9 protein-coding genes are annotated in these 14,607 nt (G+C 44.8%); 3 read left to right on the top strand and 6 right to left on the bottom strand.

The window, feature by feature from the left end; translation table 11 throughout:
- Positions 1–116 precede the first annotated feature (116 nt).
- From lvrA to lon, 3 genes are all read right to left on the bottom strand, one after another.
- Positions 117–2,582: a hybrid histidine kinase/response regulator LvrA gene (gene lvrA / locus LEP1GSC047_RS03065; RefSeq protein ID WP_010413047.1), complete on the bottom strand. Its 2,466-nt coding sequence runs from the start codon at positions 2,580–2,582 to the stop codon at positions 117–119.
- Between the two features lie 266 nt (positions 2,583–2,848).
- Positions 2,849–3,964: a DegT/DnrJ/EryC1/StrS aminotransferase family protein gene (locus LEP1GSC047_RS03060; protein WP_010413050.1), complete on the bottom strand. Its 1,116-nt coding sequence runs from the start codon at positions 3,962–3,964 to the stop codon at positions 2,849–2,851.
- Positions 3,965–4,024: 60 nt separating this feature from the next.
- Positions 4,025–6,475, bottom strand: a complete 2,451-nt coding sequence (gene lon / locus LEP1GSC047_RS03055; protein ID WP_010413053.1) for an endopeptidase La — start codon at positions 6,473–6,475, stop codon at positions 4,025–4,027.
- Between the two features lie 107 nt (positions 6,476–6,582).
- Between lon and LEP1GSC047_RS03050 the strand changes: the two genes are divergently transcribed.
- Entirely contained in the window at positions 6,583–7,521 is a 939-nt protein-coding gene (locus tag LEP1GSC047_RS03050) for an NADP-dependent oxidoreductase (RefSeq protein ID WP_010413056.1), read from the top strand.
- Between the two features lie 183 nt (positions 7,522–7,704).
- Entirely contained in the window at positions 7,705–9,201 is a 1,497-nt protein-coding gene (locus LEP1GSC047_RS03045) for a pectin acetylesterase-family hydrolase (RefSeq protein ID WP_010413058.1), read from the top strand.
- 128 nt (positions 9,202–9,329) lie between these two features.
- Here the strand turns inward: LEP1GSC047_RS03045 and LEP1GSC047_RS03040 are convergent, their stop codons facing one another.
- Entirely contained in the window at positions 9,330–10,817 is a 1,488-nt protein-coding gene (locus tag LEP1GSC047_RS03040) for a hypothetical protein (protein ID WP_010413062.1), read from the bottom strand.
- A 482-nt stretch (positions 10,818–11,299) separates the two neighbouring features.
- On the opposite strand from LEP1GSC047_RS03040, the gene LEP1GSC047_RS03030 reads away from it, so the two are divergent.
- Positions 11,300–13,012 carry a methyl-accepting chemotaxis protein gene (locus LEP1GSC047_RS03030; protein ID WP_010413068.1) on the top strand — a complete coding sequence of 571 codons (1,713 nt, stop codon included), beginning with the start codon at positions 11,300–11,302 and terminating at the stop codon, positions 13,010–13,012.
- 7 nt (positions 13,013–13,019) lie between these two features.
- Here LEP1GSC047_RS03030 and LEP1GSC047_RS03025 read toward each other — a convergent pair whose 3' ends face one another.
- Positions 13,020–13,778: a hypothetical protein gene (locus LEP1GSC047_RS03025; protein ID WP_010413070.1), complete on the bottom strand. Its 759-nt coding sequence runs from the start codon at positions 13,776–13,778 to the stop codon at positions 13,020–13,022.
- Between the two features lie 17 nt (positions 13,779–13,795).
- Positions 13,796–14,563 (bottom strand): hypothetical protein, encoded by a 768-nt coding sequence (locus LEP1GSC047_RS03020; protein WP_010413072.1) that lies wholly within the window; start codon positions 14,561–14,563, stop codon positions 13,796–13,798.
- Between the last annotated feature and the right edge of the window lie 44 nt (positions 14,564–14,607).

The following is a 14,607-nucleotide window of genomic DNA, read 5'->3' as shown; positions in this document are numbered from 1 at the left end:
ATTCCTTAAAAATAACCGAAGGTCGATTTCTAAGAAGTGAAACGAAAAAAGAGGCCAGGAACCAAAGAGAAACTATCCTATTAAAACGCCGAAAAACTTTAAAATTTCCCGAAATTTTAAACAATCTTTGGAAGAGTGAAGTAAAACGTAGCACCCTGATTGACGGCACCTTCGGCGCGAACCTTTCCGCCGTGGCGACGAATAATACGCTCGACGATGGCCAACCCGACACCCGTACCATCGAAATCCCGATTCGAATGCAAACGCTGGAATACTTTGAACAACTTATTCGAGTATTTATCATTGAATCCGGCGCCATTGTCCTTTACGAAATAGGTATCCTCTTCCGAACCTCGACGACAGCCGATTCGAATTTCAGGTTTTTCTTTCTTAGAGGTATACTTAAAAGCGTTCGAGATGAGATTTACCCAGACTTGACGGATCATAGATACGTCTCCGACGGCGGAGGGCAATTCTTCGATAACTAAATTATATTCCGTATTCGGATAGGCATTTTTTACGGTCGTTGTAACTTCCTGCACCAAATCGAGCATATTAATGTTCCGGAATTTAGCCTCTAATTTCGTAACTTTATGAAAGGAGAGCAAGTCGTCCACGAGGTTGGACATATGCACGGCGGTGGACAGTATCACGTTTACCATTCGCAAACCTTCCGCATCCAAGACGCTCGAATAATCCTCCAAAACAAATCTAGCGACTCCTTCGATACCGCGAATGGGGGCGCGCAAATCGTGTGAAATTGAAAAACTGAACGCTTCCAGTTCTTTATTCAGAATTTCTAAATCGTCGACCGATTTTTTCAACCTGATAAAATTCCTCGCTCTCGCCAGCAACTCTTCGGGCGCAAAGGGTTTCAGTAAATAATCCTGGCCTCCTTCCTGCAATAAACGAATCCGTAAAGTGTCCTCCGTCTTGGCGCTTACGAGAAGAATCGGAGTTTTCGTCAAATCGGGAATGGCGCGCAATTCGCGAACCATTTGCTCTCCGCTCATAATAGGCATCATTACATCGGTAACGATGAGGTCCGGTGTAAATCGGACGGCTTTCTCCAGCCCGTCCTTCCCGTTTACGGCCAAATTCACGTTGAACTCCCCTTTCAAAGTTTCGTAGATGTATTCTCTCATTTCGGAATTGTCTTCAACGACTAGAACGCGGGGAAGATTTCGATTCACGATTCCCGTCCCTTTAGTTTCCGAAAGATTCTTAAATTCCTGCAACGTTCCCAATACGGTAGCTTCCGAAATTGGGGTATATTGATCCGTCGAAACGAAAGCGGAAGTCGGGGCTTTTAGAGGTATCCGAACTTCAAAAAGAGCTCCTCCGCCGGAATGTCCCGATACCGAGATTCTTCCTCCATGCAAATCGACGAAGTCTTTTACGATCGAAAGCCCGAGCCCCGTTCCTCCGAATGATCGAGTGTCTCCCTCGTTCACTTGGCGGAATCTCTCGAATATCGCATCGCGAAGCGAGTCCGGGACTCCCGGCCCGTTATCCGAAACGATGATATTGGCAAAATCTTCCTTCGCATTTAATAGACAGCTTACCCTGCCGCCAACCGGTACGAATTTGAAGGCGTTGGAAAGAAGGTTCAGTAGGATTCTTTCGACCTTTGCCGAATCGACCTGTGCCGATAGAATGTTAGGACCTTCTACGAAATAGGAAATGGATTTTTCTTTGGCGACCGAATCGAAATGAGATGCGATTCTTTGCAGCAACTTCGACAAATCGATTTCCGAATATTCGAGATTCATTTTACCCGCTTCCACTTTCGACACGTCGAGCAAATCATTGACGTGTTTTAATAAAGTTTGCGCGTTCCTTTCCACGACTTCCAAATCGGATCTATATTTGTCCGGGAAGTCGTTCTTACTCAATAACTTTCGAATAGGCGCAAGTATCAATGTTAGCGGAGTCCGCAATTCATGGCTTACATTCGCAAAAAATTGGGATTTCAACTGATTCATTTCGTTTAATCGTTTATATAATTGCTGGAGTTCTTTTTCTCTTTGGGATAGCTCCTCGTTAAAGTGTAGCAATTGTTTGTTCGCTTTTTGAACTTCTTGTGCCCGTAGATAAATTTCCGATTCCATCGAAGCCGTTCGGGACAATAATTCCTCGGCTAATCGGTTTTGTTGATTTCCTAAGTCCTTAAGCTTAACGAATTCGGTCACGTCCTCGACTCGATGAATGATATAGATCAGATTTCCGGAGGGATCCAAAACCGGCGAATTAACGGGACTCCAGTATTTCTCTTCGAAACCTCCACCTTCCGATTCGGGACGTTGAATATCGTATTTTTGAACCGCCATGGAATTCGGAGCCTTGTCCTCCAATACCCTTTTCAACGAATCATGTAGATTACTTACGCCCGTAGCGGTCGGATCGGACGGATTATCGGGAAACACTTCGAATATACCGCGACCTAAGATCGCCTCTCGTTCGGTCTTGGTCGCGGCAAGGTACGCGTTGCTGACCCCGACTATACAGAGTTTCGGATCCAATACCAAAAATAAACCGGGGATGGATTCAAAGAGAAGTCTAAAATCAGGATTCGAGTGCAAATGGAATCTCCAGCAATATAGTACAAGAGCGATGACTCGTTAAAATAAATTAATATACGCTTCGGTTATTTTCAAGAATTTTAATGGGTATCGACGACGCTTTCGCATCCTTTTGAACTTAAAAATTTATTGACAATATGTCAAAAGAATGAATCTAAAATCGGATTCCGTTCGGGTAATAAAAAACCGCTAAGCCCTTATCGGGGATCTTAGCGGTCGATCTTGGAAATTAAGATATAAAATCGATATATCGGAATCGATATTATCTATTTTTTGTATTCTCCGATCGCCGAAAAAACTTCCTCTAGTTCCGAATCGGTCATATACGGAAATAGAGGGAAATTCAGAACGGAAGAGCAGATTCGCCCCGTTCTATGCTCTTTTCCGAATCTGCCTTTAATATACGGCTTAGCGCCTTCCTGATCACTCATAGCGCCCGGATAAATATTTCCGAAACCGATTCCTTTCGTTTTTAAGACTTCCTGAATTTTAGGTCGTTCGGACGGATCGAACAAAGTCACATTACAATAACCGTTTTCAAAGAAGTCCTTCGGAGGATGGATGACGTTTACGCCTAATCCCGGTAAGACCTCGTAATATTTATCCGCGGCCTTTCTCCTAGATTCGATGCGGGACTCCAAGAACGGTAGGCTCAAATTCAGAAAACCCGCCTGCAAAGTATCCATGCGTGAGTTCCAACCGACGTCGCCGTAACCGTAATGCGAGGTCCTTCCATGATTCGCCAACATCCGAACTTTTGCGCCGAGTTCCTCGCTATTCGTAAAGACGGCTCCGCCATCCCCCGCGCCTCCCAAAACTTTTGCAGGATAAAAAGATGTCGTACTAATTACGGCGTCCTTGTATATCGGTCCCCCTTTGTATCGAACTCCGAAGCATTGAGCCCCGTCTTCCAGTAGAGGGATTCCTTTGGATTTGCAGAGCGTCCGGAAATCCTCCAAGCGGGAGCTCCCCCAACCGTAAAGATGAACGATGATCGCGGCTTTCGGTTTTACTTCTTCCAGGGCTTTTTTGAATTCTTCAAAATCCATTTGAAGATCGACAGGATTCGTATCAACGGTCGCGGGATTCGCACCCACATTGACGACGGCTTCGAAAGTGGCCCAAAACGTAGAATCGGGAATGAGGACAGTATCTCCCTTTCCGACCCCAAGCGCACGCAAAGCCAACTGCAACGCGTCCGTTCCGTTTGCGCATGCGACGGAGAATTTTGTTCCGGTTGCCGCGGCTAAATTTTTTTCCAAGGTCGAGACTTCATCCCCACCGATAAAAGAAGCGGTTTTACTGAGAGTCTTGACTTTTTCTTCCCAAGAATCAAGAAGCCCCGGTTCAAAACGCTTTATGTCGATAAATGGTACGCCCATGTGATCTCCTTCGAACAGCTTTAGATCCATAGCGGAAAAAGCAATTCTTTTGAGACTGCATTACTTGCGGTTTCGTTTTACTACCGATACCGGCTTACTTTTTTTCGTTTTCTTTGCGGCGACCGTTTTCGAGTTCATATAAGGAGCTAAAACTTTCGGATCAAACACTAACTTCTCCACGTCCTCGAATTTCGAAACGGGAAAGAACTCCATCCCTTTCTTCACATAATCCGGGATTTCATCCAATTGCGGTTGATTGTCTTTCGGAAAAATAATTCGATGCACTCCGACTCTCTTTGCAGCCACGACTTTTTCCCGCAGCCCTCCGATCGCTAAAACTTCTCCGGTTAACGTAAGTTCTCCCGTCATACCGAATCCTAGTTTAATTCTTTTTCCTATCGCAAGAGATAAGATAGCGGTAGCCATCGTGATACCCGCACTCGGACCGTCCTTAGGGGTAGCTCCGTCAGGAACATGCAAGTGAATCGTTTTATCCGTAAAGAGATCTTCGGAACCTAAGAAATTCTTAATGAAGCTTAAGGCGATATTGGAAGATTCCTCCATCGATTTTCCGATCATACCCGTCAGCATGATACCGCCTTTACCTTTGACGAATACCGCTTCTATCAATAATGTCGCACCTCCCACCGAGGTCCAGGCCAGTCCCAACGCGGTGCCTGGAACGGTAGGCTTGGTCATTCTATCGTCTACGTATTTAGGAACTCCTAATAAAGATTCGATATCCGCCGAATGAATCGTTTTTGGATATTTTTGACCTTTTACGATTTGCAAAGCGATCTTTCTGGCCAGCTTATCCGTTTGTTTTTCCAAACCTCGCACTCCGGATTCGCGAGAATAGTGGTCGATCATCGTCACGACCGCGGTTTTGTCCATTTGGATGGCGTACGGTTCGAGTCCATTCTTCACCAATACCTTCTTCCAAAGATGTCTGGTAAAGATCTGCACCTTTTCGTCGGTGATATAACCGGAGAGATTTATGACTTCCATACGATCCAGCAGAATTCGACTGATGCTATCCAACGTATTGGCCGTCGCTATAAAAAAGACCGAGGAAAGATCGAAAGGAAGATCCAGATAATGATCCCGGAAGTTCTTGTTTTGCTCCGGATCCAATACTTCCAATAATGCGGAAGCCGGGTCCCCTTGCATGCCCACTCCTAGTTTATCGATTTCATCCAAGAGAATCACGGAATCTTTTTCCTTCGTGATCCGTAGTGCAGTGATGATTTTACCGGGCATAGACCCGATGTAAGTTCTACGATGCCCCTTAATCTCCGCTTCGTCCCTCATACCACCGACGGAAAAGCGAAAGAATTTACGACCCATCGCTTCCGCGATCGATTTTGCAATGGATGTTTTACCGACTCCCGGCGGGCCGACGAACAGGAGTATGGATCCCCTCTCGGTCGGTTTCAATTTTTTTACTGCAAGAAATTCTAATATACGTTCCTTGACGTCGTCCAATTTATAATGATCCTTATCCAGCGTCTTTCGGGCTTTTTCAAGGTCGATCTCTCGCATAGGAGCCGGCTCCCAGGGAAGGCTCTCCAAAATATCCAAGTAATTTCTAATTACGTTATAGTCGGCCGTATTCTGATCGGTGTAGAGAAACTTTTCCATTTCCCGTTCGACTTCTTCGATCACTTCCGGATCCGCAGGGACCGCCTTTAATCTTTCCAGAAATTTCTCGTACTTCTTCTCGTATTTATCCTCTTTAAGACCTAATTCGGTTTGGATCGCCTTTAGTTGTTCCCTTAGGAAAAATTGTCTTTGTTGTTTATCGATCTTATCCTGGATATTTTCCTGGATTTCCCGTTGCAAACTGACGAGCTCGATTTCTTTTCTCAAAAACAGAAGTACTTTCTCGATCCGATCCTTTAGATTGATCGCTTCGATAACGGATTGGTAATCCGCTTTTTCTATATTCAAAATACTGCATACAAAGTCGGCCATTTTTCCCGGCTCGTTGACGTTCAGCATCGTAAGTTTCATCTCTTCCGTAAAAAGGGGATTGTTCTGAGCCAATTCTCGGGTCATTACCAGGAGTGTCCGCATCATGGCCTTGATCGTATTTTTCGGAGCTCCCGGGTCCTCTTCGGGATAGGAGACCTTCGCGACGAGAAGCGGTTCGGTGGAAACGAAGGACTCCACTTTAAATCTTCGTACCGTATTGATCAGGATATTAATTGCGTCGTCGGGAAGGTTTACTTTTTTCAGGATCTTAGCCACGACTCCGTAGGCATAAATATTTTCTTCGGTATTTTTTTCGTGCTCCTCGTCTATCAGTAGAACCAATCCTATGAAGGAGTTCCCCCTTAGGGAATTTTCGACGGCTTTGCTGAACTTTCCGCCTGGAACGATTAATGGGGTGATGATTCCGGGAAAGACTGGACGGGATTTAATCGGAATCAGAAAAAGTTCGGGAGGTAAAATCGCATCTACCGGAACAATATGGCTTTCCAATTCATTCAATTCGTCGATCGGTTCCAAGTTATCTCCTTTTTTTAGGCGGCGCGACGACTCGTTCGTTCCGGCCTTGTCCAGAATCTCACAGCGTGCAAGATTCTTAAACCATTCTTTTAGTCTAAGAAAATAGTATGAAAGCGATCCAATTTCGAAATTTTGGAGGACCGGAGGTTCTACAGCACTTGGACCTTCCTGATCCGGTCCCCGCGGAAGGGGAAGTGCTGGTTAAAATTATCGCTTCCGGAGTGAATCCTTCCGATTGGAAGATTCGCGAAGGAAGATTTCAATCGCGTATGCCGAATATTCTTCCGATTATTCCCGGATGGGAGTTTTCGGGAATCGTGATCGGCAGGGGCTATTCTGCCAGAGAGTTCGAAATAGGCGACGAGGTATTTTCGTTTTGCCGAAGACCTTGGATTCAAATGGGATCGTATGCGGAGTTGATCAGTCTTCCCGAAACGTACTTAGCCCGTAAGCCTCGATCTTTAACTCACGAAGAAGCGGCGGGAGTTCCTCTAGCGGGAATGACCGCCTTCCAATGTTTATTTCAGGCGGCGGATTGTTCCGAGAATGACCTGGTCCTGATTTTAGGCGCCAGCGGTGGAGTCGGATCCTTTGCCTTACAGCTCGCAAAAAACGCGGGTGCCAATACCGTCGCAGTAGCGAGCGGAAGAAACGAACAATATCTACGCTCTCTCGGCGCGGACGAATTTATCGATTACTCTATCGCAGATTTTAGAAGCGCATTCCTCCGATCGCATCCGGAAGGAGCCGATCTCGTTCTAGATTTCGTGGGAGCCGAGACATTCGCCCAAGGTTTGGGTTGCGTTAAACCCGGAGGCAATCTCGTTTCCATCATCGTTAATGATTTTCCTACCAACGGAAATTTTCAGACTTCCTATGTTTTCGTAGAACCTAATTCCAAACAATTATCGGATCTTGCCAGATGGGCAGATTTAGGAAGACTCAAGGTACATATAAGTGAAATCTTTACGCTGGAGAACGCGGGACTCGCTCAGGAAAGAATTTCGCAATTGCACACGAGGGGAAAAATAATTCTGAAACCCTGATCGACCCGGGATTCATTTTTTATAACAATCGCTATATATCATAGCCCGTCATAAGGAACGGATTGACTTTTTTATACTCTTGGAAGAACATAAATAAGTCTCTTATGCAAAGCGAATAAATAAAAAGTCTAGATTAAATTCTAAAAAAGATAATTAGATTACGAGTAGGAAGAGTTTACTCTCATGAAAATAGATAGAATCATCATCGGGGCATTGGCAATTTGTCTAACGGTAGCAAGTTGCAAAACGAAAAACGATAAAAACAAGGAGATCGTAGAGCTGGCTTTAGCAGTCGCACTTTATAACCCGTACGAAAAAATCACTCCGACCGCAGGGACGATCACGATCGCGGGAGCAAGTTACACCAACCGTGCATATAGCCCGTCCTGTTCGGGAGTACCGGGAAACACGACTTTCGATTTCTTTCGCAAAAAAATCGTAGATAATAATACGAAGCTCTTAATCAATTTCATGGGCGGAGGAGCCTGTTGGGACGGATCCAATTGCTTCGGGAATAATACGACCACCTATTTCAATCAGTTGAATGCCGTTCCGGACTTGTTCGTAAAATTCGCGTTTCGCGGAATTATGAATGAGACTGCTGCGGCAAATCCGTTTAAAAATTACGACGTGGTGTTTATTCCCTATTGCACCGGCGACTTGCATATCGGCCACGCAAACACTGTCTATGTGAATCCGTTAACCGGCACCAATACCACCATCAATCATTACGGTTACGACAATGTGCTTTCCGTATTGAAGTACATCCAGCAAAACTATACGAACGTCCGAACCGTATTCGTCACGGGACAAAGTGCGGGCGGCTACGGAGCTATATTAAATTATCCTGTTGTTCGAGAAACGATCAAAGGAATCAACGCGAGCGCGCAAGTCAGTATGCTATCCGACGCGTCCAACGGGATCGTGCCTGCGTCGGGAACGCCGGGCGCCTTCTTCCCTAAACTGGCCTCTAAATGGGGAGTGGAGGCCGCTCAGAATCTACCGACCTGGGTTACGGGAATTCAATCCGACTATACTTCGAACGCGGCAAACAACGCATCGATGAACGACTACTTTACCAAAGTCGCCGCGTTTTATAGCGGCGATAGATTGGCGCAGTACGCGGCGATCTTCGATTCGAACCAACGCTTCTTCTATTACGTAATGAGCCAGATTAATCGAATCAACGGAGTCGGCGCCGCTCTCACTTATTCGGATTCGACAACGGCGGATCCGTACGACGTGGGAAGAACCTACTCCGCGATATTCGGAGACAGCGACGGGACGTCCATTTCCGACGGAACTTCCTCTAGCTCGGCCGACTTTACGACCTGCGATTGGTCAAAACAGGCCATTTCAAAAATGAAAACGGTTGCCGCGGCCAGAACGAATTATCGTTACTATTTAGGTCCAGGCGACGTTCATACGATCACCACTTCCGATACGATGTTCACGCTTTCGAGCGGAGGTAGCGACTTTACCACCTGGCTCACCAATTTTGCGACGGGGTCGATGCCGGCTAACGTAGAATGCAGCGATAACGGCGGCTCCTGCGTCTCGACGAATTTGGTCAATAATACGGTGGAAAGAAATCTCGGACAGGTAACTTCGGATCAATCGTACGGTCTATCGCGGAATTTATACACTGCTTGCGGCGGCTTTGCAGGACTAGGATTATAAAGAAAGGAAAAGAACGGCATCTCCTCCGATCTAAGAAAGAGATGCCCGCACTTTAAAGCCTATTTTCGAAATCGACGATAAACGACCGAGAGAAGCACGACGCGATCTTTGTCGGACCTTTCGGAATTTCAAATCGACAGAATGACTAAATCCATTATTTTTCCGAAAACCTTTCGGATATCGTCGCGGGCGTCTTCGTCCGGGAGAACTTTATGGTTCCAAATTTTCAAGCCGAAGCGAATAAAGAAATTATCCAGAAACTCGCTTTCGATATGAGTTCTCATTAGCGTTCTGGAATTTTCCCGATCCCATCGCAGCACAAAGTAAGATCCCTTCCCTCCGTTAGCCTTTACCAACGTCTCGGTAAACTCATGAATGATGGATTGCAAATTTCCCGGAATGAAAAGATTGATCGCCCAGCTCGGAGCCAGATAAGCGAATGCCCCGCTAACTTCGAATTTTTCTATCTTGGTTAGCTTTAGATTCAGCACGCCCGAATTCGCGGTATTGGAAAACCTTCCCAAGAGTTGAATATCATCGTTCTCTAATAAAAGGCCGTATAAATTCGCCTCGAGGGAAGCCTTGACAAGAAACGGAAATTCGGTTAGAGAGGCCAAAGAGAAAGAATCCTGAGGATAAAAATTACCCTTATTATCGAAAGGAATAACTTTTCCATCCTTAGTGAAGAAGCGCATTTTCATCTCGGCCTTCTTGGATTCGATGGCAAATTCGAATAGAGTTTTGCCTTGGAGATTAGTAAGCTTCGCCTTAATCCATCCTAAATATTTAATATCGTCTAAATATTCCCCCAGATCCGTGAAATCGTGCGTCAGTGTTTGTTCGATATTTCCTTCGAAGGAAAACTCCGTGAGTCCGTGGATTTTTCCGTCTTTACCGACCTTGACGAGAGAATTTAAACCGAAATAGTAGTTCATAAATTTTGCAAGTGCCGGGAAAGAAGCCGCAAAATCGTCCAGGGCCTTCCTCGCTTCGGGATCTTTTATCTTTCGAAAGAATCCGGTGGCAGGAGCGTTGATAGCACCTAGATTGTGCCCATCCAAAAACTTTAGTCCGGAATCCATCGCATTGATCCCATGCTTATGAGTAAACGGACCGAGATGAGTCAGGATATCCAAATTTCCCGAATAGGAATTCCCTCCAAAGTTAGGACTTGAGTTGTGCTTCATTGCGAACTCTGCGGAAAAATCTCCGAACTGGGCAACGGGAACCTCTTTCATCCGAATCGGCTCCAAGCTCACTCGATAACCGTCTTGCGCGAACCTTCCTTTATAGGTCACAAAATGAGTTCCATTTTCTTTTTGCATGAACTCCGAATTATATAAATTTTTTAATTCGAACCTTTCCAAGGATCGATCCAAATATTTGTGAAATTCAACCGCCCTACCGTCGTATTTGTTTTTAAGAGCCGCTACTTTCAAAAATTGGAAAAATTGCCGGGATATATTTCTTCCATCCGGTCCGATCGAGTCCGGGATTTCCCGCAAAGAAAAAGCGGCCGATAAAGACCCTGAAATGAATAGAAGAAACAGAAGTAAGTAAAATCGATACGCTTTGCTCCGTTTATCGCTTTCGTCTAGTTTGGCTGAAAAGAACATAATCCCCATTTCTCCTTTTTATAAAACAATTGTTCCAAATAGAACAAGCGCCGCTTCCCTAACTTTATCGGGAGACCGGCGAATGTCAAGTGTATAGCGATCGCTACAATTTTGGAATTCCGAAAGAAACCGAATATGGGAACACCAAGTTTCCACATAATTCCATAAACCGATATCGGATGTAAGGTTTAAAGCCTTCGATTCCATATTCGAATTCGGTTACGCTTCTTTCAATAAGATATCGGTTTAGAATACCTCCATAGAATAATTAATTTCCAAAACAGGAACCCTTATATTCTTCCGATTCTACTTCGCTTAAACAATCGACAAGGAACGCGAAGATAAATTAAATCCTACTAAAAATTTCTGGCGGGAAGCTTCGAGTTACTATAATATACTCCACTCGTCGCAAATTCGATAGTCGATTATTGACGAATTCGTTAGTCGATTAGTTCGAAATCTCGGCCGAGAGGGTTCTTTAAATGACTTGGTATTCTAATTTAGGTTTAAAAATCAAACTTACACTTTTATTCTCCTCTCTTCTTTTCCCGATTATCATAATCCTAGCTCTATCTCTGATAAATTCCTCCTCGCGAATCAGAGATATCGAAACGATCCACGACGATCGAATCGTTCCCCTAAAACAATTAAAGACGATCTCCGATCATTATGCGATCTCCATCGTGGATTGCGTACATAAAGTCCGGAGTGGAACCTTCAGTTATAAAAAGGGAATCGATACTTTGGATCTAGCCAAAAAGGAAATTTCCGAAGTATGGAAGGCGTATCTAGCCACTCGCTTGGTCCCCGAAGAAGTCGAGATTATAAACGAACTAAATCCGCTATTTTCGGAAGCAAACGAGGCGACCGCGGAGGTTAGGAATATTTTTGTCTTGGAAAATAAGAAGGCGTTGGATGAATTTGCAGATCGTAAGCTATATCCTAAAATCGATCCGGTAACCGAAAAGATCGATAAATTAATCCGAGTCCAATTGACCATCTCCGAAAGAATATACGCGCAGGCGGAGCGGGAATACGAATATAGCTTAGCGGTGTTCCTGACGATTTCGATAGCGACGATCGCATATATTCTAATTTCTTCAATTGCTTTCTCCATTCGTCTCGTGCGAGGACTTACAATCGTAACGACTTCCATCAAAGACGCCGATTTTAGTCGACCGATCGATGTGAAAGACGATGACAGAAACAAAGACGAATTGCATTTACTTTTAATCGCCTTTCGGGAATTTCAGAAGAAGGTCAGAACGATGCTTTCCACTATTTTTTCCTTTTCCGAATCGATCTTAACCGCTTCGGAAGAACTTTCCAAAGCCAGCAATTATCTATCGGAAAATGCGCAGTCCGAATCCGCTTCGGTCGAGGAAATTTCGGCCTCCGTGGAAGAGATAAGTGCGGGCATGGAACAGGTAACTAAGAACGCTGAGGAGCAGTATTCCTCGATTTCGTCTTTTGCCGGAGAAATGAGGGAACTAGATTCGCTTATCAATCAGGTCGGTGACGGAGTAAGGGAATCCTTGTCGAGAATTTCGGAAATGTATTCTAAGGTGGAAGCCGGTAGGAACACGATGGGAAATTTATCGACCAGCATGGGAAAGATCGAAAGCAGCTCCGTGGAAATGAGATCAATAACCGCAATTATCAAGGAGATCTCCGAAAAAGTAAATCTATTGGCTTTGAACGCCGCAATCGAGGCCGCTCGAGCCGGAGATCATGGAAGAGGGTTTGCAGTCGTAGCCTCTGAAATTACCCGTTTAGCGGAACAGACCGACGAGAGTACGAAAACGATCGAAGAGCTAATTAGAACCAGTAACGAGGAGATAGAATCGGGAAAGGGATTCGTAGAAAACTCGGCCAAAGTTTACATCGGAATCATGGAAGGGTTGAAATTCGTGAAAGAATCATCGGACAATATCGTCGGGATAATGAAATCCCAGCAGGAAAAGAAGGAGACTATCCGCGACGGGGTGGATCGAGTCGATTCCAAATCCGCCGAGATACGAATTTCCGTGAAAGAGCAAAAGATAGCGATCGTCGAGACGGCAAATGCGGTTTCGAACATTTCGATCACGATCCAAAGCAGCGCGGCAAATTCCGAGGAAATTGCCGGCAATGCTTCAAGTTTATTGAATATAGCAAAAAATTTAAAGGAAACGATGAGTTTCCTAAAAGCCTAAATTCCGCTTATTCGGATTCCGACGGACCGTCCGGAGCATGATCTGTATCTGCGGAGGCTTCGATTTTTCTTACGATATAAAAAACCGGAAAATGTAATATAAGGTCCCAGGTTAGGGAGAGAAAGATAACGATAAGGACCAAAAGCAACCCGAAGAAGGATGATAGGAAATTCGGAAAAGAGGATAGAATGTACAGTACGAAGAAAGGTACGAAAAATACCAAGTAGGATGTCCAAGCAATTTGGATATAATCAGCTCTACGCAAATATTTTCCGAAGAATAAAATTCCCTGAACAACGCTTATTTTTGCGATCAGCACCGGAACTAGAGTGAACAAAATCAAGCCTATCGCGAACGGAAGCAGAATGTATAACCTTTCCAATTCGGGAGGCAACGGAGTTTTAGGATCCTTAATATAACTCTCCAAGTACGGTTTTAATTGCGGACCGACGAACGGACTTGCCGCAAAATCGACGATCAGGACGACAACCGCGCTAAACACGAGCATCAGGAAAAAAAACTTCAGATAGCTTCCTAACGTTATCGGCCTATTCGACTCCATGTTCGCACGAATTTCATATCCGTTTGCCGCGTAGGTTCCGATTAGTCCGACGAAAATCGCCGCAAGAGCTAATGCCGCCAGGGCGTTCCCACCTTGCAGCATCGGCTGAATATACATGGATGAAATTAATAATAACGATCGAATGGTTATGATGTTTCTTACTTTTCGAAGGTTCGTAATATACTGAAAATATTGTTTAAGCATTTATGCAAAAGCCTCGATCATGGTTTCGATTCCGCCCGCTTTCGATTCATGCTTCGAAGATAAGCGAATACGGGGAGAGCGTAAAGGAATTCGTAGAATAGCGCCGGGATTGAGTAGACGATGACGGCTGTCCGGCTATGTTTATAAACCGTTTCCAACTCCGAGACATCCGGAATTCCCGCAAGAGCGAAGGATAAAACGTACGACCCCAAGCTGACTATCAACGTAAGTAACCAACTGAGCAGGAATTCACGATCCTTAATCACGCTGCGTAAGTTCCTCCAGCCAGGAAAAACTTTTAAAGAGCCGACCTGCACGGAAAATAAAAACGTAATAATCGGAATCGCGACGACCATGATCGAAAAAGCCCGAATCGATTGAATCGTCGAGCTTTTTCCCGCCGGCTCGTCAGGAGCATCCTTAGACGCACCGATACCGAATAGGGAAAGTACGAAGGAAAAAATAACGAAGCATAAGACGAGTGCAAGTATGAGACCCAATACGCGAAGGAGAAACAGAAAGAACTCTTTCTTAGTAACGGGATTTTCCGAATCCATATCCCTTCGAATCAAAAAAAAAGTCCCGATTAAAACGAATAATTGAACGGTTTGAGCCAATGAAAATAGGAAATTCGAGCGATCGACTCCTTCGCCGTTTAAAAGAGAACTAAAAATGATAAACGAAGTGTAACTTATGTAGATGGAAAGAACCACCCTAATTCCCCAAAAAAACCAAAAGGTCCGGAGGGTTAAAAGGTAATTCTTAAATTCTAGGAAGATTCTCATCCTGTTTTCCGTTCTGAATACGTAACGATTCCTATCGATGCGTT

This window comes from Leptospira inadai serovar Lyme str. 10 (genome assembly GCF_000243675.2).
In the GTDB taxonomy this organism is placed as follows: domain Bacteria; phylum Spirochaetota; class Leptospiria; order Leptospirales; family Leptospiraceae; genus Leptospira_B; species Leptospira_B inadai.
Note: the sequence above shows the minus strand (reverse complement) of the source record. Positions and strands in the feature narration are given on the sequence as shown.

What these genes read in the sequence shown, in the direction of transcription:
- LEP1GSC047_RS03050 (WP_010413056.1), top strand. Translation starts at nt 6,583, where the DNA reads ATGAAAGCGATCCAATTTCGAAATTTTGGAGGACCGGAGGTTCTACAG.
- LEP1GSC047_RS03045 (WP_010413058.1), top strand. Translation starts at nt 7,705, where the DNA reads ATGAAAATAGATAGAATCATCATCGGGGCATTGGCAATTTGTCTAACG.
- LEP1GSC047_RS03040 (WP_010413062.1), bottom strand. Translation starts at nt 10,817, where the DNA reads ATGTTCTTTTCAGCCAAACTAGACGAAAGCGATAAACGGAGCAAAGCG.
- LEP1GSC047_RS03030 (WP_010413068.1), top strand. Translation starts at nt 11,300, where the DNA reads ATGACTTGGTATTCTAATTTAGGTTTAAAAATCAAACTTACACTTTTA.
- LEP1GSC047_RS03025 (WP_010413070.1), bottom strand. Translation starts at nt 13,778, where the DNA reads ATGCTTAAACAATATTTTCAGTATATTACGAACCTTCGAAAAGTAAGA.
- LEP1GSC047_RS03060 (WP_010413050.1), bottom strand. Translation starts at nt 3,964, where the DNA reads ATGGGCGTACCATTTATCGACATAAAGCGTTTTGAACCGGGGCTTCTT.
- LEP1GSC047_RS03020 (WP_010413072.1), bottom strand. Translation starts at nt 14,563, where the DNA reads ATGAGAATCTTCCTAGAATTTAAGAATTACCTTTTAACCCTCCGGACC.